The sequence below is a fragment of the Thomasclavelia ramosa DSM 1402 genome, assembly GCF_014131695.1.
GTDB classification, from domain to species: domain Bacteria; phylum Bacillota_I; class Bacilli_A; order Erysipelotrichales; family Coprobacillaceae; genus Thomasclavelia; species Thomasclavelia ramosa.
Genome location: NZ_CP036346.1, coordinates 2,526,269 through 2,546,588, shown reverse-complemented (window position 1 = coordinate 2,546,588; position 20,320 = coordinate 2,526,269). Strand labels below are relative to the sequence as shown.

The 20,320-nt window shown below is 32.4% G+C and carries 19 protein-coding genes and 11 tRNA genes; 22 read left to right on the top strand and 8 right to left on the bottom strand.

The features are described from left to right. The first annotated feature begins 426 nt into the window (after window positions 1-426). From EYR00_RS12285 to EYR00_RS12255, 7 genes are all read left to right on the top strand, one after another. A tRNA-Val gene (locus tag EYR00_RS12285) sits at window positions 427-502 on the top strand. Window positions 503-517: 15 nt separating this feature from the next. Further along, window positions 518-593: transfer RNA gene (locus EYR00_RS12280), tRNA-Thr, on the top strand. Between the two features lie 4 nt (window positions 594-597). Continuing rightward, window positions 598-680, top strand: a tRNA-Tyr gene (locus EYR00_RS12275). 5 nt (window positions 681-685) lie between these two features. Continuing rightward, window positions 686-761, top strand: a tRNA-Gln gene (locus tag EYR00_RS12270). 8 nt (window positions 762-769) lie between these two features. Further along, a tRNA-Lys gene (locus EYR00_RS12265) sits at window positions 770-845 on the top strand. 19 nt (window positions 846-864) lie between these two features. After that, a tRNA-Leu gene (locus EYR00_RS12260) sits at window positions 865-953 on the top strand. Between the two features lie 5 nt (window positions 954-958). Further along, window positions 959-1,032: transfer RNA gene (locus EYR00_RS12255), tRNA-Gly, on the top strand. Between the two features lie 46 nt (window positions 1,033-1,078). Here EYR00_RS12255 and EYR00_RS12250 read toward each other — a convergent pair. From EYR00_RS12250 to EYR00_RS12240, 3 genes are read right to left on the bottom strand one after another with little or no spacing between them, the layout of a single operon-like run. Next, the gene (locus EYR00_RS12250) at window positions 1,079-2,029 is read right to left on the bottom strand and encodes an ABC transporter permease (RefSeq protein ID WP_003535761.1); all 951 of its coding nucleotides are present in this window, start codon (window positions 2,027-2,029) and stop codon (window positions 1,079-1,081) included. Window positions 2,030-2,040: 11 nt separating this feature from the next. Beyond that, window positions 2,041-2,787 carry an ABC transporter permease gene (locus EYR00_RS12245; protein ID WP_003535765.1) on the bottom strand — a complete coding sequence of 249 codons (747 nt, stop codon included), beginning with the start codon at window positions 2,785-2,787 and terminating at the stop codon, window positions 2,041-2,043. Between the two features lie 2 nt (window positions 2,788-2,789). Further along, window positions 2,790-3,728: an ABC transporter ATP-binding protein gene (locus EYR00_RS12240; RefSeq protein WP_003535766.1), complete on the bottom strand. Its 939-nt coding sequence runs from the start codon at window positions 3,726-3,728 to the stop codon at window positions 2,790-2,792. A gap of 181 nt (window positions 3,729-3,909) precedes the next feature. Between EYR00_RS12240 and EYR00_RS12235 the strand changes: the two genes are divergently transcribed. From EYR00_RS12235 to EYR00_RS12195, 9 genes are all read left to right on the top strand, one after another. After that, a tRNA-Gly gene (locus tag EYR00_RS12235) sits at window positions 3,910-3,983 on the top strand. A 100-nt stretch (window positions 3,984-4,083) separates the two neighbouring features. Next, the gene (locus EYR00_RS12230; protein ID WP_008791188.1) at window positions 4,084-4,740 is read left to right on the top strand and encodes a response regulator transcription factor; all 657 of its coding nucleotides are present in this window, start codon (window positions 4,084-4,086) and stop codon (window positions 4,738-4,740) included. After that, a complete protein-coding gene (locus EYR00_RS12225) occupies window positions 4,740-6,179 on the top strand; it encodes a sensor histidine kinase (RefSeq protein ID WP_003535768.1) in 1,440 nt (479 codons plus the stop codon). The genes EYR00_RS12230 and EYR00_RS12225 overlap by 1 nt, the downstream gene beginning before the upstream one ends. Next, on the top strand, window positions 6,169-6,831 hold the full coding sequence (locus EYR00_RS12220; protein ID WP_003535769.1) for a hypothetical protein: 663 nt from the start codon (window positions 6,169-6,171) through the stop codon (window positions 6,829-6,831). The genes EYR00_RS12225 and EYR00_RS12220 overlap by 11 nt, the downstream gene beginning before the upstream one ends. Before the next feature lie 98 nt (window positions 6,832-6,929). Next, a complete protein-coding gene (locus tag EYR00_RS12215) occupies window positions 6,930-7,652 on the top strand; it encodes a M15 family metallopeptidase (RefSeq protein WP_008791190.1) in 723 nt (240 codons plus the stop codon). Window positions 7,653-7,719: 67 nt separating this feature from the next. Continuing rightward, window positions 7,720-8,232 (top strand): hypothetical protein, encoded by a 513-nt coding sequence (locus EYR00_RS12210; protein WP_003535775.1) that lies wholly within the window; start codon window positions 7,720-7,722, stop codon window positions 8,230-8,232. Window positions 8,233-8,386: 154 nt separating this feature from the next. Next, window positions 8,387-8,460: transfer RNA gene (locus EYR00_RS12205), tRNA-Gly, on the top strand. 2 nt (window positions 8,461-8,462) lie between these two features. After that, window positions 8,463-8,538, top strand: a tRNA-Asn gene (locus tag EYR00_RS12200). A gap of 1 nt (window position 8,539) precedes the next feature. Further along, window positions 8,540-8,615, top strand: a tRNA-Glu gene (locus tag EYR00_RS12195). A gap of 111 nt (window positions 8,616-8,726) precedes the next feature. On the opposite strand, the gene EYR00_RS12190 is transcribed toward EYR00_RS12195, so the two are convergent. The 5 genes from EYR00_RS12190 to EYR00_RS12170 form a co-directional block, all read right to left on the bottom strand. Further along, a complete protein-coding gene (locus EYR00_RS12190; protein ID WP_040434160.1) occupies window positions 8,727-11,213 on the bottom strand; it encodes an ABC transporter permease in 2,487 nt (828 codons plus the stop codon). A 1-nt stretch (window position 11,214) separates the two neighbouring features. Next, window positions 11,215-11,898: an ABC transporter ATP-binding protein gene (locus EYR00_RS12185; RefSeq protein WP_003535778.1), complete on the bottom strand. Its 684-nt coding sequence runs from the start codon at window positions 11,896-11,898 to the stop codon at window positions 11,215-11,217. 105 nt (window positions 11,899-12,003) lie between these two features. After that, a complete protein-coding gene (locus tag EYR00_RS12180; protein WP_003535780.1) occupies window positions 12,004-12,399 on the bottom strand; it encodes a hypothetical protein in 396 nt (131 codons plus the stop codon). 51 nt (window positions 12,400-12,450) lie between these two features. Further along, a complete protein-coding gene (locus EYR00_RS12175; RefSeq protein ID WP_003535781.1) occupies window positions 12,451-12,978 on the bottom strand; it encodes a GNAT family N-acetyltransferase in 528 nt (175 codons plus the stop codon). Next, entirely contained in the window at window positions 12,978-13,892 is a 915-nt protein-coding gene (locus tag EYR00_RS12170; RefSeq protein WP_003535782.1) for an aldo/keto reductase, read from the bottom strand. The genes EYR00_RS12175 and EYR00_RS12170 overlap by 1 nt, the downstream gene beginning before the upstream one ends. 84 nt (window positions 13,893-13,976) lie before the next feature. On the opposite strand from EYR00_RS12170, the gene EYR00_RS15915 reads away from it, so the two are divergent. From EYR00_RS15915 to EYR00_RS12145, 6 genes are all read left to right on the top strand, one after another. Beyond that, window positions 13,977-14,108, top strand: coding sequence for a hypothetical protein (locus EYR00_RS15915; protein ID WP_003535783.1), 132 nt, complete (start codon window positions 13,977-13,979; stop codon window positions 14,106-14,108). Further along, complete coding sequence (locus tag EYR00_RS12165) at window positions 14,108-14,308, top strand: DUF1146 domain-containing protein (RefSeq protein WP_003535784.1); 201 nt, start codon at window positions 14,108-14,110, stop codon at window positions 14,306-14,308. Before EYR00_RS15915 ends, EYR00_RS12165 begins: the two co-directional genes overlap by 1 nt. 43 nt (window positions 14,309-14,351) lie before the next feature. Continuing rightward, window positions 14,352-15,269: a stage II sporulation protein D gene (spoIID, locus tag EYR00_RS12160; RefSeq protein WP_003535786.1), complete on the top strand. Its 918-nt coding sequence runs from the start codon at window positions 14,352-14,354 to the stop codon at window positions 15,267-15,269. Between the two features lie 44 nt (window positions 15,270-15,313). Beyond that, a complete protein-coding gene (locus EYR00_RS12155; RefSeq protein ID WP_003535787.1) occupies window positions 15,314-15,955 on the top strand; it encodes a M23 family metallopeptidase in 642 nt (213 codons plus the stop codon). Between the two features lie 106 nt (window positions 15,956-16,061). Next, window positions 16,062-17,051, top strand: a complete 990-nt coding sequence (gene mreB, locus EYR00_RS12150; RefSeq protein WP_003535789.1) for a rod shape-determining protein — start codon at window positions 16,062-16,064, stop codon at window positions 17,049-17,051. 168 nt (window positions 17,052-17,219) lie between these two features. Further along, window positions 17,220-20,249, top strand: coding sequence for a carbohydrate binding domain-containing protein (locus tag EYR00_RS12145; RefSeq protein ID WP_040434163.1), 3,030 nt, complete (start codon window positions 17,220-17,222; stop codon window positions 20,247-20,249). Window positions 20,250-20,320: the final 71 nt, after the last annotated feature.

Here is a 20,320-nt window from a genome sequence, read left to right as displayed (position 1 = left end):
TACACGTGCGCAGTTTTTCCTAAAACTTTTAATTAAAGACTTATTTTTGGCAAGATATTCAATTAAAAGGAGTATTGATTATTGAAAAATAGCTAAGCAAGTAAATGATTAGATTACTTTTTCATTTTTAACATATTTAGTATTATCATGCTGAGTATTTTTATTAATCTGTTCAGTCTAGGATTTTATCAAAAAACAGTTAAGTCAAATATAGTTATAAATTTTTATTTTACCTATCTCTAAAATTTATGGAGTGATTAGATTTCAAGTTGTTTCCAATATGAATAGTTATATGAGGATATTTTATCTATTTAATAAATGCTCATTATAAAATGAGTTTTAACAGAAAAAATTAAAAAAATTGCAAAAAAGTGTTGACCTTTTGTTTGATAATTGTTATATTTATATGGCAGTCAACGAGACACTGGAGGTTTAGCTCAGTTGGGAGAGCATCTGCCTTACAAGCAGAGGGTCAGCGGTTCGAGCCCGTTAACCTCCACCATTTAAAATAAAATAGGCCGGCTTAGCTCAATTGGTAGAGCAACTGACTTGTAATCAGTAGGTTGAGGGTTCAAGTCCTTTAGCCGGCACCATGATGGAGGAGTAGCGAAGTGGCTAAACGCGGCTGACTGTAACTCAGTTCCTTTGGTTCGGTGGTTCGAATCCGCCCTCCTCCACCATTCATTGGGGTATAGCCAAGCGGTAAGGCAACAGACTTTGACTCTGTCATCTCCCTGGTTCGAATCCAGGTACCCCAGCCATTAATAATGACCCGCTAGCTCAGCTGGTAGAGCATCTGACTTTTAATCAGAGGGTCAGGCGTTCGAATCGCCTGCGGGTCACCATTTAAATTTTTATAGCCACGCCCAGGTGGCGAAACTGGTAGACGCACAGGACTTAAAATCCTGCGGACCTTAAAATCCGTGCCGGTTCGATTCCGGCCCTGGGCACCATTTTTGCGGGTGTAGTTCAATGGTAGAACTTCAGCCTTCCAAGCTGACTACGTGGGTTCGATTCCCATCACCCGCTCCATAATGGAGTTAACACACTTACTAAGTAAGTGTGTTTTTTTGTATTATTACCTAACTGACAGCTTTCTTTTTTCAATAACAATTGCTGATATAATTAAAACAAGTGAAAGTAAAAGGGAATAAATTATTCCTGAAGTCGGTAAAACGTTTTTGTTTTCTAGAGCTGAAAGCGTAGTCATAACTTGTTTTTGAGGGAAAAATTGAACAACATAATTAAAAATTTCATTATTTGTTACTTGAGTGATCCCGCCAGAGACAATAGTTCCAATAATTGCAAACATATTTCCAAACATCATACTTTCTTCCAAAGATTTTGATAAGACATTACTCCAAAGACCGAATGAAGTTGCAAAGAAACATAAAAGTGCTAAGATTAAAATGAATTTCCAGAGTGCAATCGATAAAGTGATCTTAAAAACAAAAAGAGCACTGCAAATGATTATCGTGGCAGGAATAAAAAGAAAAATATAAACAACAATAAAATGACTCAATAAATACTGATAACAACTTACTGAAGTACTCAAGATGCGTTTGTTGATGCCAGTTCGTTCATCAAAGTAATATTTATAAATTTGTCCGCCAAGAAGAAGTATCACCATCATTAAGAAGCCTAATATATTTGAAGCACTGCCACGCTGATTATCATTAACGGGTAAGCTGTTTATTTGACCATTTACTAAGAGGGTGATAGTTTGGTTATACGTTTCACCTTTAGTGGATAAGACATCAATATTTTTATCATCTTGGACCATTACGGCATCATATTGATTTAAGACAAGTTCGGAGGTACTAGGAAGAGTATCTAGATAAGTATATTTGATCTGAGAATTTTGAGATGTGTCTATATCTCCCACGATTCCTATTTGTATTGTATGAGAAATGCAGTTGGTAAAGTATATTGCAAGTGCAATGATAATAGGAATCAAAACAAGATAAGTAATTAGAAATGCTTTGTTGTGCTTGATTCGATATAATATTAGTTTTATGAGTTTGTACATTCTTTTTCCTCCTAAATATAGTCTTCTGGACGATAGTTTTTGTGGACAACAAGTAGTAAAAGTGAAGATAGTGTCAAAAGAGCAAACATGATCCACCAGTAATTAGTACTTTGTCCATCGTAAATTAATTGAAAAATACAATCGACAGTCCATTTGATTGGTGAAAAACTTGCAATCTTTTCAAAAATAGCACCTAAACTCGCGATTGGGAAAAAGATTCCAGATAGAAAGCCTAATACAGACATTGAGTTTGATAAAATAATATTTGTGAGTTCTTCACTATGAAGAGTAACACAAATAGCACTGCTTAATATTGTAAGGAATAGAACAAAGTTTATTATTAAGAGAATTACATATCCGATTTTATCACTACCGAAGTTTACCAATGATATCGTATCAAAAATAATGATATTGATTGTTAAGGCAAGTGCCATGAATAAAAAACATGTGAGAATCTTTGAGCTGTAGATCGACACGCGAGATACAGGGCTGTAAAAGATTCGGGTATTTCCGTTTTTGATATGCTTTTCTAGAAAAGCATTAGCAGGGACAGTAGCGCCCATCATCGCAATAAAAAATATCATTGTTACACCGTAAAAATCATAGGAACTGATTATAGTTGTATGATATAAATTATCAAATAAAAACCCCATTAATAAAATTAAGATTGTAGGAAAAATAAGAAAAACAGATAAGGTACCTGGGCTGGAAATAAGATTATATAGATCGTGTTTAAATAAAGTCCAAAATTTTATCATGATCAATCCCTTAGCTTCTTCCCAGTTAGACCTAAAAATACCATCTCTAAATTTCCTTCTTCTGTTTCCATTTTATTAATATGACATTTTTTGTGAACAAAAAGCATAATGATCTTATCTAATGCGTCGTAATTTTTAGAAACTGTGATTTTAAAATTATCTGCATTAGTTTTGATCTCTTCAACACCATTGATAGTACTTAGTGATATTGCTAGATCGGCTGGAAAATTATCAGCATAGATGGTGTAGATAAGAGTGTCTTTATATTTGGCTAAAAGTTCTTTTAATGTTCCTTCGGCGATCTTAGTGCCTCTATCCATAATAACGATTCGATCAGCGATTTCTTCAACTTCTTCCATATAATGGGTCGTATAAATAATAGTTGTACCTTTTTCTTTTAACTCCTTTAATGAGGATAAAATATAATTTCGTGATTGTGGATCAATTCCTACGGTTGGTTCATCTAGAATTAATAATTTAGGATTATGGGCAATTGCACAGGCTATATTTAAACGTCGTTTCATTCCACCGCTAAAGGTTCTAGGATCATCATTTTTTTTATCGGATAAGCCGACAAAAGTTAAGGCATTCATTACTTGTTTTGGTAAATCTTTCTTTTTAACACCGTATAATGAAGCGAAAAAGGCTACATTATGATAGGCTGAAATATCTTCGTATAATGCAATTTCTTGAGGGACAATACCGAGTTGAGCTTTTATTTTATTAGAGTGAGATGTTAAGGGCAAGTTAAATATGTTAATGGTGCCAGTATCACTGGTTAAAAGTGTTGATAGAATATTGATTGTGGTACTTTTACCAGCACCATTAGGCCCTAATAAGCCAAGAATCTCACCATCATAGACGTTGAAAGATAAGTTATTGATAGCCTTGTTATGCTGGTAGCTTTTATTAATATTTTTAACTTCTAAGATTTTTTTCATATTATTTCCTCCTATCTACAATATAGCTAATTTAGTTTGTAGAGACTACAAACTCTACTTTGCTTTTAAGGAACTATTGGTTGCAAAGCTGGTTGCGAATAAAAAAATGATATTTTTTATAAAAAAGTGTTGCAGATCATATAGAGATAATGTTAATATATATAAGTAACGAAAATGAAATGCGGGTGTAGTTCAATGGTAGAACTTCAGCCTTCCAAGCTGACTACGTGGGTTCGATTCCCATCACCCGCTCCATAATGGAGTTAACACACTTACTTAGTAAGTGTGTTTTTTTGTGAAATGATGCTAATAAGATGCAATTTTGATGTACGATGAAAGTAATAGAGGTGATACTATGAATAAAATTTTGATCGTTGAAGACGAACAGGCAATTTGTAGACTGATTAAGATTAACTTATCAGATGCTGGATATAGCTGCAAATGTGCTTATGATGGGAAAGGAGCAATTGAATTAATTGAGTATAATCAATTTGATTTAATTTTACTAGATATTATGTTACCAGAAATTAATGGCTATGAATTAATGGAATATATTCGTCCTTTAGAAATTCCAGTGATTTTTTTAACGGCTAAAGGTGATGTAAAAGATCGGGTTAAGGGATTGAAACTGGGAGCTGAGGATTATATTGTTAAGCCTTTTGAGATTATTGAATTAGTTGCTCGGGTAGAAACGGTACTGCGCCGTTATCATAAAACATCAACAGTTTTAAGTGTTTATGATATTAGTGTAGATACACTTTCACGAGTAGTGAAGAAAAATGATCAAGTAATCAACCTAACAGTAAAAGAATATGATTTGCTACTGTTGTTTATTCAAAATAAAAATATTGCTCTTTTCCGTGATCGAATTTATGAAGCGGTATGGGGTGATTATTATATGGGAGATAGCCGAACTGTTGATCTTCATGTACAGCGAATGCGAAAAAAGCTTGGATTGGAAGATAAAATCGTACCAGTTTACAAAGTTGGTTATCGTTTGGAGGGAGATTGATGAATTTTTTTTGGAAGCTGTATTTTAGTATCATGGCAATAACGCTCACCTGTTTTAGTGTGGGAGGCTATATGCTGATTCAAACGAGCTTCGATAATTCCTTCGAACGCGAAGTGGAGGGTGTTTATCAAGAAAATGATATTTTAGTTAATTCGTTAACTTTAGAATTGCTCCCGCATCTAGAGGAACTTACGATAAAAGGCGGAACTTTTCAAGAACGGCTTGATTTGCTTAAAAACTTAGTTTCTAATATGACAGTTGAGACATTTAATGGTAATGTTTCGTTTTGTATTCGAGCGGAAAATGGAGATGTAGTATATCAAAATGATACTTTTAATGATGACCATAAATTGTTTGATAAAATATCTCAAAATGAGCGGGGGTATATTGTTCAAAAAGATAAGGAGCATTATAAGTTACAATCTCTTCGAATCTTTTCTTTGAATGGGACTAAGTTGTATTTTGAAAATGCGCGAGATATTTCTGAACTTTTTTTAAATCGTGAAAATCAATTTGGAACACTGTTTTATTATACGATTATATTATTATTAGCTAGTGGAGCAGTTATTTTTGCTGTAACTAGATGGTTGGTTAGCCCAATCAAAAAGCTGTCTAAAGCTACTAAAGGGGTGGCTGATGGACATTTGATTGTTCCTGTAGTAGTTAGCAGTGAGGATGAGATCGGTCAGTTAACAAAAGATTTTAATACTATGACTGAGCGTTTGAGTACAACGATGAAAGAACTGCATGAAGCGGTTGAACGTCAAGAAGTATTTGTCGGAAATTTTGCCCATGAATTAAAAACACCTCTGACGTCGATCATTGGTTATGGTGATATGTTACGTTCGAAACGTTTGAATGAAGAAGAAGTTATTGGCTATTCTAATTTGATTGTTGAAGAAGGAAGACGTCTTGAGGCAATGTCAATGAAACTGCTTGAATTGATTGTTTTGAAAAAACAGGATTTTAAAATGTATTGGGTTACAGCTGAGACATTTTTTCAAGGAATTGTAGATACTGTAGATTTATTGATGAAAGAGCAGCAAATTGAGTTTATTATTGAAATTGAGCCTGGAAAATTGTATATTGAACCAGATTTAATGAAGACAGTGTGTTTAAATTTACTTGATAATGCCCGTAAAGCAGTTGGACAAAACGGTAAAGTATATTTAAGAGGAAAGGGATTGGCAACAGGGTATCAGTTTGTTGTCAAAGATAATGGTTGTGGTATTGCAGCAACGGAATTGAGTAAAATTAAAGAAGCATTTTACATGGTTGATAAATCACGTTCACGAAGTGCTGGCGGGGCTGGGTTAGGTTTAGCGATATGTGAACAGATTATTGAACTGCATCATGCATCAATTAATTTTGAAAGTGTTTTGGGACAGGGAACTACTGTAACCGTTGTTTTAGAAGGAGTGAAAGTTGATGAGGTATAGTAAAAATATTATTAAATTTGCAGCTGCAATAATTCTGTTGATCATCATTCCGTTAGTTCCGTTAACAGTTTCTAAAATACAAGATGATAAATTAATTGAGCATCTTCAGGTCGAAAAAATAAAAAGTGATAATAATGAAATTCAAACAAGTAAGTTGACGGTCGCTGAAAAATTAGAGTTGATTGGTGACTATGAAAATAAGGAAAAAAATATTATTACTACGACACAAGTTCAAGATATGAGTGATGAAAATATTACGAGAATCCGAACGATCATTAATGAGCAATTAGTTATATTGAAGAATCTTGGTATTTTAACTGATTTTAATTTTGACGGAAATTATGTGTGTTATAATTATACATTAAGACGCTATAGTAATGTGATTGATTCTAGTAAAAGTGTCAGTGTTTATCAGGTGAATTTTACGAATGAAGAAGGAATCTTTAATGCCACTATAGATGTTGATACGCACTTAATATATCAATATAATTATTATAATAAAAAATATATAGCAAGAAATTATGAAGTGATTTATACTTTTGGAACAGCATATCTTGGTTTGACTGAACAAGAAACTTATAAGTATTTATTCGGAATAATTGATAATCGCACCGATTCAGTAAGTGTTTCTAGTTATAATGATATTTATTGATACAACTTTGATGCTTCTTTGGTGATGTTTCTATGCATCTCTTTTATACACTTGAAAGTGTAAAAGAGATGTTTTTTTATTGAAAGGGGTAAGGTGAAGTGAAACAGATTAATAAAATGAAAGTGTTAGTAGTTACTTTGTTGATGATTGGGTTGGTTATGAGTTTATTTATTTTAGTTAACGATCAAGTTAATCAAAGTAATAATCAGCTGATAGCTGCTAATAAGGTTAAAACTAACCAAAATAAATCGGCTAATAGTGTGGTTAAAGATGAATTATTAACATTGGTTAATTTTGAAAATACGATACCTAAAGATTGGAAAGTTGATTTAGTGCAATTGAATAATGGGCAATCAGTCGATCGGCGAATTTACGATGATTTAATAGCAATGTTACAAGCGGCTAAAAGTGAGGGATTAAATCCATTGATTTGTTCTTCCTATCGGACAAATGAGAAGCAAGAACAACTTTATCAAAATAAAGTAAGTGAATATTTAAGTCAGGGATATTCAAAGGTGGAAGCTAGCGATAAAGCAGCTTTTTGGGTGGCAAGACCGGGAACTAGTGAACATCAGTTAGGTTTAGCAGTAGATATTGTTTCAACAAAAAATCAGCGCCTTGATCGTAGCCAGGAAAACACAGTTGAACAACAATGGCTAATCCAAAATAGTTGGAAGTATGGGTTTGTTTTGCGCTATCCGACTAATAAAAATAGTATTACAGGGGTAGGGTATGAACCATGGCATTATCGTTATGTTGGGAAAGAACACGCTAAAAAAATAAATGAGCTGGGTGTGTGTTTAGAAGAATATGTAAAATAAAGGAAAATGATAAAAGTTTATATTGAATTCACATCAGTGTATAATATTTATACGTGAGGTGATATAAGTGACAAAAAGATTTGAGTTTGATGATGATTTAGAGGAGTTAGATATAGATGAGCCAGAACAAGATGAAGCGGTGGAGGAGACGGGAAATAAAAAGCAACGTCGTCCAAAAACTAAGAAAAAGAAAGTAACAAAAACAAAGCGAAAAACAAAGACTAAAACTAAAGTGAAAAAGGAAAAACAAGGACGTTCTAAGTTTTCAACTTTTATTTTATCATTATTGATCTTGCTTATTATTACCGGAGCATGTGTTGGCGGTTATTTTGCTTATGAATATTACATAGATCAACAAAAGCAGATTGATAATTTGCAAGAGCAGTTAGATGATTCCAAGAAAGAAAATAATTCTACTAAGCAAAAAGAAAATAAGAATGATACTAAAAAAAAGGATAATCAACAAAGCGATGATGCTGGTACTGATGAACCTCCAGTTGAAGATAATACTTCGAATGGAAATACTTCTGATCAAGAAGGAACGAATGATACGAATAATGAAACTACCGAAATGCAATGAACTGTGAGCATATCGGTGGTTTTTTTCTTAACAAAGGCAAACAAGAAAAGAAACAAAAAAATTGCGAATTTTTTTAAAAATTACTTGCAATCATATTTTATTAATGTTATTATAGACAAGCAGTAGTCGTTAGGACCTCTGCTAAGAAGACAATGCGGGTGTAGTTCAATGGTAGAACTTCAGCCTTCCAAGCTGACTACGTGGGTTCGATTCCCATCACCCGCTCCATTGCTTGAATAGCTCAGTTGGTAGAGCAATCGGCTGTTAACCGATCGGTCGTAGGTTCGAGTCCTACTTCAAGCGCCATGGCCTGTTGGAGAAACGGTTAACTCACATGCCTTTCACGCATGCATTCACGGGTTCGAATCCCGTACAGGTCACCATTTGTAAGTTAGTCCAGGATATTTATCTTGGATTTTTATTTTGTTTAAAAAATAACTGATAAAAGAAAAAGAACCTAACATAAAATTGAACTAGGTTCTTTTAACAATTAATTAGTTATTATCATTTTTTAAACCGTCAATGATATTTAATTTCTTAATTTTTTGACTGCTGAAAGCAAGGGTGGTAAAAACAATTACAAAAATTGCAATAGTTATAATGATAAAACTATTGATTGGAACACTGAATGACCGCTCAAATATTGCAGCTAGATTTTCATATAAAAAGTACATGATGATAAAGCCTAGAGGCAAACTGTAAATTAGAGTTTTAATGCCATAGAATAGACTTTCAAAATAAATCATCTTATTAAATGCTCTTGGTGTCATTCCGATAGATTTTAACATTGAAAATTCTTTTGTTCTTAATGCCATACTAGTAGAAATCGTATTGATGATGTTTGCGATACTGATTAAACCGATTAAAATGATAAAGCCATATGTGAAGATGTTAATGATTAAAATAAGCTGGTTTGCCTGCTTGATATCTTCACTTAGGTTAAAGCTGTATAGTGATTCTTCAGGATAATTATCGGTAATTTCTTTGATTTCTTTTAAAACTGCTTCATTATTATTACTCGTATAATAAATATTAGTATTATTTGAGTTTAATTGATACTGATTAATTAATTGGTTAAAAGTATCATTGCTGACTAAAAGATTTAGTGAGTAGTGAGTTTCGTGAGGAGTTTGCCCAAGTAAATACTGATTAGTATATTTAATTTTATTTAAAGTAATTTCAATTTCATCACCATTGTTATTAAATGTAGTTCCGATTAAGTGATCAAGATTTTCTTTTAAGATATCAGTTTGCTTATACTTCCGATTTAATTTAATATTATTTTCTTTGTTGATTAGAATTTGATTTTGAAGTTCTTTATTTAAATTAGGGATACTATCTAAATATTCTTGATTATAAGTAACTAAATTAAGATCAAGGAAATAAGTATTTCCATAGTTTTGTTCATTTTCTGTTAGAAATGATAATAATTCAGGATTAATATTATCTAAACTAGTTTCTAAATTTAATGATGTTTCTTTAGCAACAGCAATTTGAGTCGTATTTTTTAGATGGGCTAATTCGTTAATCAGTTCTTGATTTTGTGAATTGATATTAATATAGCCATCATAGTTGATATTGATTGAAGTCATATCATATGATTCTTTAAGATAATAAGTAAATCCAGAAGCGGTTAAAAAGAGGATAGAACTAATGATTAATGAAAATAGGGTGATTCGATAACGGTTTTTATTACGCTTAATATTTTTCATCGCTAAATCACCTTCAAAGCCAAATATTCGGCGAGTAAGGAAACTTGTTTTAATATTTCGCACCTTGATTTTAGTATCTTGTTGATTAGTGATTGCTGCAATCGGCGAAATCTTACTAGCGTGATAAGCTGGGATAATACTGGAGATAAAAATTGTGATAATTGCGCAAATAACAGCTATCAAGATACCTTTAAATGAAATTGCTAAAGGAAATCCGATTTCTTGTCCAAGATTAGCTAAGATTGGATTGATGACTTTAAAGGTAACAGCCATTCCTCCAACTCCTGCTATCACACCTAATATAATAGCAATAATGCCAACTACTAAGCCTTCAAAATAAACAGATTGTTTTTTTTGTCGTTTTGTTGCTCCGATACTTGATAAAGTTCCAAGATAACGACTGCGTTCATTTAAGGAAATTGCAAAAGCATTATAAATCAAACCAATAGAACCAATCATGATAATGACAACAACAATGCCAACGGCTGTCATCATTGCTTGGTTAAAACCATCATTATTACTGATTCCGTAATAATAAAGAAGATTTTGATGATAACTAATATCTCCACTGTCTATTCCTAATGATTGTGCGGTATTTGAGCCGTTATCAAAAATATCATTGTCGACATGATTAAGGGTTAAATACATTTTGCTGCTTATAATGCTACTGCTGTTAGCGGTATAAAAGGAATTATAATACGATGCTTGATCGAGGTAAGTAGATTGATAAATACCGACAACTTTAAATGTTTTGACTGGTAGGGCAGCAGTAGATTCTAGTTGTTCGGTTTCAATAAATTTATCAGAAATTTGTGTTGCTCCAGTTTTAACAGTAATTTCGTCACCGACCTTTACACCATTTTGAGTTTGATAATACTTTGAAATAATGATTTCATTACTATTTGCTGGATAGTTTCCTTTCAGTAGTTTTATTTCTTTGGAGTAATTGTCTAATTGATTTAGTTCAATGAAAATAGGATTGTTTTCATCAATTAATAAAGTATCAATTTTTTGGAACAAGACACTATTTTGATATGCATCATCATTTTTTAAGCTGTCGATCTGTTGTGAGGTGAGGTTATCATAAGCAACATGCCAGCTTCCATCATAACTAGATACCTCAAGGCGCATCATTTCCATAAATGAGGTTACGAATGTAGTTACTGCGGTAAACATTGCGACTGATATGATGATTCCGACAATGGTTACAACGGTTCTTTTTTTGTTGGCTAATAATTGTTTTAGAGTAAGTTTATTAATAATATGCATCTTAGCCACCTCGCTTTAAATCACTGATTATTTTGCCATCTTTGATAGTGATTACTCGGTTGGCAAGTTTAGCGATATTATTATCATGTGTAATAATAATGATTGTTTGATGATATTTTTCATTTGCTTCTTTTAAAAGACGTATGATTTCATCACTGTTTTTACTATCTAGATTGCCGGTTGGCTCGTCAGCAAGAACTAATGAAGGTTGATTAATTAAAGCCCGAGCGATTGAAACTCTTTGTTGTTGACCGCCGGATAGTTGATTGGGCAAATGTTTGAGACGATTGCTTAAGCCAAGTTGTTCGATAAGGGTATTAAATCGTTTCTGATCAACTTTTTGGTGTGCTAACTGTAAGGGAAGGGTTATGTTTTCTTTAACATTTAAAACGGGAATCAAATTATAAAACTGATAAATTAAGCCAATCTCATTACGCCTAAAAATAGCTAAATCATTTTCGTTGAGTGTATAAATATCAGTATTATTAATAATTACTTTACCGCTGCTTGGATGATCAACACCACCGATTTGATGCAATAGGGTACTTTTTCCACTGCCACTAGCACCAATAATAGCGATGAATTCACCTATTTCAACATCAAAAGAGACATTATCAAGGGCAATGACATGGTTATTTTCATCTCCATATATTTTAGACAAATTTTTTACACTTAATATATTCATATATTTCTCCTAACTGTATCATTGTTTATAGTACAGTTAGATAATAGCACAGAGATAACTGTATTACAATAGATAATACAGTTTAAATTAAAAATATCACTAACATTATTTTGTTAGTGATATGTGAGTCAAGCCGATAGCGTGATCATTTAAAATTCCTGCAATATATGTCAATAGTTGCCGTTGGGCTGTTGTGTAGACATCATAGAATGAATTAATATGGAATAATCTAAATGAGTCTCCTTCATAATTTAACATCCAATGAATAGATTCAATAAAACTGCCATGAAATTGTGGTTTTTGAACAATTGGATGATAGCTGGAAGTATTTTCTTCTTGATAAATACGATCGAGCATATTGGCATTATTTTTACAATCGGCGGAAAAATTCAAAATACGTGTTTTAGTTGGATCATCGGGAGCGATTGTTGCAATCAGATCATAATTTGCTGCAGCAAAAAGCTGATTATAAATTAAATTTTTAATTACGGTATTATCCATTTTATCACCTGCTTTAATATATGCACAAAAATAAAAAAGATAACCAATCTGTTACAATTGATTATCTTGATATTTATCACGTGTTAATTCAAAAAGCTCGAGGTCTAAAAATTCACCACGTTTGTAAGCGTGTTTTTTTAATGTTACGAGGTATTCGAAATTATTTGCAAGCAGAACTTTTCTACTGCCGATATTACGACTGAAAATCTCTGCTTTAATAATCTTAGTATCGTAATTATCAAATATATATTTAATAATCATTTTTACTGCTTTTTTCATTATACCTTGATGCCAATAAGGCTCTCCAAGCCAATAACCAATTTCAGCTAGGTGGCTATAAATGTCTTCACCAAAAGTAATAGAAATTGCTCCTGCGAATAATCCGTCGACAATAATAGCATATTCGATTAGGTTATTATTACTGTTTTGAGTAATAAAGTTTAAATAATTTTGAGCGTCTTGTGGTGTATAAGGATAAGGAAAAATATCTTTTAAGTTTGCAGAAACTTGAGGGTTGTTTGCCAAAGCGGCTAAGGCAGATTGATCACTTAGCTGGTAAGGTCTTAATCGTAAATCCATTATGGTAAAGGTTTATCCTCTGCAGTATAAATAGCATACCATTCTTCACGAGTTAATTTAACCTCAACTCCTTTAATAGTATCAAGCATATTTTTTATACTAGTTGTTCCGGCAATTGGCTGCATCTGTGCCGGGTGACGCAAGATCCAGGCTGTTACAATTGCTACCTTTGAAACGTTATACTTATCAGCAAGTTTATCTAGCTGTTCGTTTAGTTTAGGATATTTAGGGTTATCAATAAAAGTATCTTCGCTTAATGAAGATCGTATCGTTGACCATGGCTGAATCGTAATGTCATTTAATCGGCAGTAGTTTAAAATATCGCCATCATGGTCAATTCCTTCATCCATATTGGCATAGATACCGCTATCGATCATTTGAGCGTGTGCCGGACCAAATTGTAATTGATTAATAATGATTGGCTGTTTACAATATTTTTTTAGTAACTCGATCTGACCGGGATTTTGGTTTGAAACACCAAAATATCTTACTTTTCCTGCTTGATATAATTCATCGAAAGCTTCACTAACTTCTTGAGGGTCCATTAGGGCATCTGGACGATGTAGTAATAAAATATCTAAGTAATCTGTCTGCAATCTTGATAAGATATTATCGACACTTGCTAAAATATACTCTTTAGAAAAATCAAAACAAATTCCAGGGCGAATCCCGCATTTTGATTGAATAATCATTTCTTTTCTTAATTCAGGATGTTTTTGTAATACTTTACCGAATAATTCTTCTGATTTTCCACCACCATAAATATCAGCATGATCAAAGAAGTTAATACCAGCTTTTAATGATTCTAATACCAGGTTTTCAACTTCTTCGGGAGTTTTTGATGCGATGCGCATACAACCAAGCGCTACTTTTGAAACCTTTAAATTGGTTTGTGGTAAACTATAATATTCCATTTTATTTCCTCCTTATATAGATACATTTGATTATATCATGATTGTAAAAATCATGGTATACTATATCCAAGGTTAGGTGATAATATGAATGTAAAATTAAAGATTTTTTGTGGCTTTTTAAGTGGTGTAATTATAGGATTTATCTTTTCACCAGTTAAACACGGTGTAAATGTCAGAGTTTGTAATAATGGTAATCATGATCGAGGTGAAGGATAATGTCATATCAAGTTATTAAAATGATTGTTTATGTAGTTTCGGTGATGCTGTCAATGTGGTCTTTAAGTTGTTTTAATTTTGATAATGTAATTCGTAAAGCAAAGGTAAGAGAATTTTATTTATTCTTTTTAATTGCTTCATTATGTTTAGGATATTTATTAGGTTCTTTTATTTTAGAATTTACAACGATTCATTTTTAACATATTTTTAAATCTCTTCCATATAATTATGTGAGGTAATTATATGAAAGAGATAAGTGTTAAATTGGGAGTCGTTTTTTTAATTGCAGTAATCTTTTTATCAATTAATGTTGGGGTAAAAAAAGATGAAACAATCAAAGGTACAGAGACTAAAGAAAAAAAAGAAGAAAAAGAGGAAAAAGCAGTTCAAGTAGCAGTAACAATTGATAATAACGTTAATTATATCGATTTAGATGATTATCTTTTAGGAGTCGTTGCAGGAGAAATGCCGGCAAAATTTGAAACAGAAGCATTAAAAGCGCAAGTTGTCGCGAGTCGGACTTTTGTTTACAATCGCAATTTAAGCGTTGATAATACTACTAATAGTCAAGTTTATTTGACTGAGGATAAAATGCGGGAAAACTGGGGTGATAAGTATGATGAGTATCATCAAAAAATTGTTGCGGCTATCAATGATACTAACGATGAAGTAATGAAATATGAGGGAAAATATATTACGGCAATGTTTTTTTCTTCAAGTAATGGCTATACTGAAAATGTAGAAGATTATTTTGATTCGAGTGCTTTGCCTTATTTGCGAAGTGTTGACTGTCATTGGGATTTATCGATTGATCCAACTAATAGTCGGTCAAAAACTTTTACTAAACAAGAACTAAAAGAAAAATTTAATTGTGATAGCTTAGACTTTAATATTATTGCGTATAAAAAAAGTGGACGTGTTGGAACCCTTAGTGTTGGTGGGAAAAATTATAGCGGACGCAAAGTTCGCGAGATTCTTGGATTAGCTTCAAGTTGTTTTACGATTAAATATGAAAATGGTAAATATACATTTAATACACTCGGTAGCGGTCATGGAGTTGGGATGAGTCAATACGGTGCTCAGGGAATGGCTCTCGAGGGAGCTAGTTATAAAGAAATTTTAAATCATTTTTATACAAATGTTGAAATTGTAAATAATTAGTATAAACCTGATTTTAGTGGAAACACTACAAATGAGGTGAAACAATGAAACTATTTATGAAAAGAAATCGACGGGTTTTAGTCTTTACAACGGTAGTGATGTTATTTTTAGTCGGAGTAGGGGTAATTCAGTTAGTCGTAAATCAATATCGTCCGCTTAAAGACACTGCGGTTGTAAAAGTGGAAGATAATAAAGATAAAGATACTGACAAAGAGGATCCCCAAGCACCAGCAGAAAAAATGGTAAAGCCGGTTGGTGATGACATTAAAATCGTAAAAAAATTTTATGATTCAAGTTTAAGTGATGAAGAATTAGAAAAAGCATTAGTTTATTTTGAAGGTGTTTATCGCCCTAATCTAGGTATTGATTTTTCAAAAGACAATAAAGCTTTTGAAGTAACTGCGGCCTTTTCGGGAACAGTAACTAAGAAAGATAATGATGCACTGTTAGGTTGGATTGTAACGGTAACTAACGAAACTGGTGTCTCTGCAACTTACCAATCTTTAAGTGAAGTAAATGTTGAAAAAGATGCGGTGATTAAACAGGGTGATAAGATTGGAACTAGTGGTGAAAACGTCTATGAATCTGAATTAAAGAACCACTTACACTTTATTTTAGAGAAGGACAATCAAGCATTAAACCCCGAAAAATATTTTAATCAAGAGGTCTCAAAAATAGCGGTATAATCAACCAAATAGTGATAATTAAAAAAATTATCGCTATTTGGTTTTTTGCCTTGTAAATATCTAAATTCATGGTACAATAGTTAAGAAAAAATAAGGAGGACGAATGATGGCATTATCAAAAGAAATTGGTATCGATTTAGGTACTGCAAATATTTTAATTTATGTCAAAGGTGAAGGTATTGTTGTAAATGAACCTTCTGTAGTAGCGATAGATGATGAAACAAAAAAACCTTTAGCTGTGGGTCAAGAAGCTAAAGATATGTTAGGAAAAACACCAGGAAGAGTAAAAGCAATCCGTCCATTAAAAGATGGAGTTATTGCTGATTTTAGAATTACTGAAATCTTAATTACTCATTTTATTAATAAATTAAACTTGAAAGGGATTTTTTCAAGACCAACGATCTTAATTTGTTGTCCATCAAATATTACATCAATTGAAAAAAGTGCAATCAAAGATGTGGCTGAAAGATGCGGGGCTAAACGTGTTTTTATTGAAGAAGAACCAAAAGTAGCTGCAGTTGGAGCAGGGCTTGAAATCTCTAAACCAACAGGAAATATGGTAATCGATATCGGTGGGGGAACTACTGACATCGCAGTATTATCATTAGGTGATATTGTTACTAGCAGTTCTTTAAAAGTTGCTGGTGATGTAATGGATGAAGATATTATTAAATTTGTTAAAGATAAATATAAGTTATTGATTGGTGATCGCACTGCTGAACAAATCAAAATGGAAATTGGAATTGCAATCAAAGGAATCAGCGAAGAAACATTTGAAGTTAGAGGACGTGACTTAGTTACAGGATTACCTCATACAATCACTCTTACAGCTGATGAAACAGAATTAGCATTACGTGAAACTTGCCAAACAATCGTTAGAGAAACTAAGCATGTCTTAGAACAAACACCTCCAGAATTAGCTGCTGATATTATGTCACGTGGTATCTTCTTAACAGGTGGAGGCGCTTTATTAACAGGATTAGATCATTTATTAGAAAATGAGCTTGGGGTACCAGTATTTGTAGCTGATGACGCTTTAAACTGTGTAGCAAATGGTTGTGGTGTCATGTTAGAAAATACTCACTATGTAAAATAATTTTAAGGATATGGAAACATATCCTTTTTTTGTACTGAAAAGTCATTTCAAGAAATACGTTTCATAGATATGAAATGCTGAAACGCAGTACCTAAATGACTTTGGAAGATTGTTTTAAGTTTATTTCTTGTTAAAATTTGAATATAGAAATAAATGGAGGGAAGAGCAATGGTACATAGAGTTAAACAGGTTAGTATAGTGGTATTAAGTATGTTGGTTTTGTTGAGTACTTTGATCGTTGGGACTTATGCAAAAGCAACTAATTTGGTATCAAATGGTGATTTTAGTCAAGGAACTAATTATTGGAGTATGAATCAAAGTGATGGTTCGTTAGCAATGATGTCGAGTGATAATCATTCTTTAAAGGTACAGATTGAAAAGGTCAATAGTGATGACTATTGGTGGTCCTTAACACTCAAGCAGGATAATATTGCCTTATCAGCAAATAAAAAATATCAGTTATCATTTGACGTAGAGGCATCAATGAGTGGAGATATTAGTTTGGATATTGAAAGCACAAGCGATTATAATAAAAAATACTTAGATCGTCAAATGATAGCGATTAGTAATCAAAAGAAAACATATACATTTGATTTTGAAAAGAAAGACGATGATGCTGTCACTTTAGTTTATCATCTTGCTAAAGGCGATGGAATCAGTGATTTTAGTAATCAAATAATCAAGCTTTCTAATGTTACAATTATTGAAATTGGCGATATTGAAATCCAAAAAGCAGGTGATTGGTATTTAAATGAAGGAGATGGAGCGAACGGTAAATTGTCAGGTGAGCCAAATGATCTTAAGGTTAAAGTTACTAGTATTAATCAAGAAAACTATTGGTGGGCTTTATCTTTAAAAAAGGAGAATTTAGTATTAAGTGGAAATAAGATTTATAAAATAGTTTTTGATGCTAAAGCTTCAAAAGCTGGAACAATTGGTATTGATATTGAAAAATCAGCAGATTATAATGTCAAATATTTAGATAAACAGAATTTTGATTTAACTACTACGAGTAAAGAGTACAGTTTTAATTTTATAAAAAAAGATAATGATGATGTTTCAATTGTATTTTTATTAAATGAAGGAGATGGAATTAGTAATTTCAAGGATGAGACTATTAATATTAGAAATGTTCGTATAGAGGAAGTTAATGATTTAGGTGATGAATATGTTGTAAATGGTGATTTTGAGACAAATACAACAAGTGGCTGGAATACGTATAACAGTAATGGTTCAAATTTGAAGATCAATGCAGTAAATCAACAATTAGAAGTAACTTTTCCAAACTCAAATGGCAGTAACTATTGGGATTGTCAATTGTTTCAAGGAGATATTCTTTTAGATAATGGAATCTATCGTTTATCTTATGATTTAAAAGGCAGTAAAGCTGGGACTATTTACTTTGATGTTGAGGATACTGGTGATTACGCAACAAAATATTACCCAGAAACAATGGTTGATTTCACAAAAGATGTTCAAACATATAATTTTGAGTTTGAGATTAATGCTGATAATTTATTAGGGACTCAAAAAAATGCTAAGATCCAGTTTAATTTAGGTCCCAATGAACATTGTGACAGCTTGGCTGGAGAAACTTTATATTTTGATAATATCAAGATAGAGAAAATTGGTTCTGGTGCAGGAACTGGTGAATTACAAACGACTAATGTGACTTTTGATGGAAATGATGTTTTAGTTAATAATTTTAAAGGTTTAGGTGTTCAATGGGATCCTTATGTTGTTCACCCTTTAACTGATGAAGAGTGGCAAACAGTGACTAAGCGGGTAGATTTCTTAAATCCAGCTTTTGTTAGATGCATGATCTACGCTAATACATATTGCGAAGGTTTTGATGATGAGGGAAATCCTATTTATGATTTTGATAGTTTGGCAAATCAGGCATTGATTAGAGAATTAGATTATTTAGAAAGTAGAGATATTGAAGTAGTTTTAGGTGAATGGGAGACACCAGGTCGTTTTGGTGGTGAATTCGAAGGAATTACTGTTGATGATCCACGCTGGGCAAGCATTATTGGCGGATTTTTAGATTATTTAATTAACCAAAAAGGTTATACATGTATTAAATATTTTAACTATGTAAATGAAGCTAATAGTGATTGGTCATATTGCGGTGATTTTGATAAATGGCAAACAGGAATTAATTATCTTCATACTGAATTAGATAAATATGGATTAAATGAAAAAATAAAAATTACGGGACCTGATACTGTATGGGATAGTGATAATACTTGGTTAAAAGAGATTAATTCAAATCAAGATTTAGGTGCTAAAATAGGGCTATATGATACTCATATGTATCCAACAATTGATGAAATTACAAATGGTACTATTGAAGAAATGGTAGCGGAACAACGCAGTTGTGTGACGGGAAAAGACTTTTATATGACTGAAATCGGAATGGTTACTGGCAAAAGTGATGGGGATTCACAACCATATACTAAAGAATTTAGTTATGGAGTTATTATGGCTGATGCCGCAAGTCAAGTTATGCGTGGTGGTTTTTCTGGTTTAGCAATTTGGGATTTAGATGATGCTATGCATGATCAGCAAAATGGATTTCCCATTACAGATATTCGTTCTTTAAAACAGTGGGGATTTTGGAATTCTGTTGCTGGACGAGTTTTTAATCAACCAGAAGAAGAAGAGATACGACCATTCTTTTATACTTGGTCATTAATGGCAAATCTATTCCCACGTAATAGCAAGATCATTGGTTCAACAGCAAATAAAGAATTAAATGGTCTTCGAACAGTTGGGATGGAAAAAGATGGTCAAATGACATATATGATTGTCAACGATTCAAACAGTCCCAAAGAAGTAACCATTGATGTTAAAAATCTTAATGCTAATAACTTAAAATTATTCAAATATGACTATTTTGATAATGATCGTAAGGTCGATAGTAATGGTTATCCAGTCGCTAGTAAGGTACTTGAAAATGTCAATCTTGAAGAAGGATATGAAGTTTCTTTACCATCTGGTGGTGTGGTGATGCTCTCAACTATTGATATTGAAGATGCTAAAAAGGAATTAGTTGATCAAAACGATTCTAAACAAGATAATGAAAACAAAAATGAGGTAGCAATCAAGACAGGTGATGATTTAAAGGCTGCTGGATTTATGATTTCTGGATTACTTGCTACGGCATTTATCTATGGCATGAAGAAAAAAGGATAGTAGTGATAAGCAAACCAAATTTGGTTTGCTTTCATTTTTATGAAATGCTATTTCATTTTAAGTGAATTAAA

What these genes read in the sequence shown, in the direction of transcription:
- EYR00_RS12250 (WP_003535761.1), bottom strand. Translation starts at nt 2,029, where the DNA reads ATGTACAAACTCATAAAACTAATATTATATCGAATCAAGCACAACAAA.
- EYR00_RS12245 (WP_003535765.1), bottom strand. Translation starts at nt 2,787, where the DNA reads ATGATAAAATTTTGGACTTTATTTAAACACGATCTATATAATCTTATT.
- EYR00_RS12240 (WP_003535766.1), bottom strand. Translation starts at nt 3,728, where the DNA reads ATGAAAAAAATCTTAGAAGTTAAAAATATTAATAAAAGCTACCAGCAT.
- EYR00_RS12230 (WP_008791188.1), top strand. Translation starts at nt 4,084, where the DNA reads ATGAATAAAATTTTGATCGTTGAAGACGAACAGGCAATTTGTAGACTG.
- EYR00_RS12225 (WP_003535768.1), top strand. Translation starts at nt 4,740, where the DNA reads ATGAATTTTTTTTGGAAGCTGTATTTTAGTATCATGGCAATAACGCTC.
- EYR00_RS12220 (WP_003535769.1), top strand. Translation starts at nt 6,169, where the DNA reads ATGAGGTATAGTAAAAATATTATTAAATTTGCAGCTGCAATAATTCTG.
- EYR00_RS12190 (WP_040434160.1), bottom strand. Translation starts at nt 11,213, where the DNA reads ATGCATATTATTAATAAACTTACTCTAAAACAATTATTAGCCAACAAA.
- EYR00_RS12185 (WP_003535778.1), bottom strand. Translation starts at nt 11,898, where the DNA reads ATGAATATATTAAGTGTAAAAAATTTGTCTAAAATATATGGAGATGAA.
- EYR00_RS12180 (WP_003535780.1), bottom strand. Translation starts at nt 12,399, where the DNA reads ATGGATAATACCGTAATTAAAAATTTAATTTATAATCAGCTTTTTGCT.
- EYR00_RS12175 (WP_003535781.1), bottom strand. Translation starts at nt 12,978, where the DNA reads ATGGATTTACGATTAAGACCTTACCAGCTAAGTGATCAATCTGCCTTA.
- EYR00_RS12170 (WP_003535782.1), bottom strand. Translation starts at nt 13,892, where the DNA reads ATGGAATATTATAGTTTACCACAAACCAATTTAAAGGTTTCAAAAGTA.
- EYR00_RS15915 (WP_003535783.1), top strand. Translation starts at nt 13,977, where the DNA reads ATGAATGTAAAATTAAAGATTTTTTGTGGCTTTTTAAGTGGTGTAATT.
- EYR00_RS12165 (WP_003535784.1), top strand. Translation starts at nt 14,108, where the DNA reads ATGTCATATCAAGTTATTAAAATGATTGTTTATGTAGTTTCGGTGATG.
- spoIID (WP_003535786.1), top strand. Translation starts at nt 14,352, where the DNA reads ATGAAAGAGATAAGTGTTAAATTGGGAGTCGTTTTTTTAATTGCAGTA.
- EYR00_RS12155 (WP_003535787.1), top strand. Translation starts at nt 15,314, where the DNA reads ATGAAACTATTTATGAAAAGAAATCGACGGGTTTTAGTCTTTACAACG.
- mreB (WP_003535789.1), top strand. Translation starts at nt 16,062, where the DNA reads ATGGCATTATCAAAAGAAATTGGTATCGATTTAGGTACTGCAAATATT.
- EYR00_RS12145 (WP_040434163.1), top strand. Translation starts at nt 17,220, where the DNA reads ATGGTACATAGAGTTAAACAGGTTAGTATAGTGGTATTAAGTATGTTG.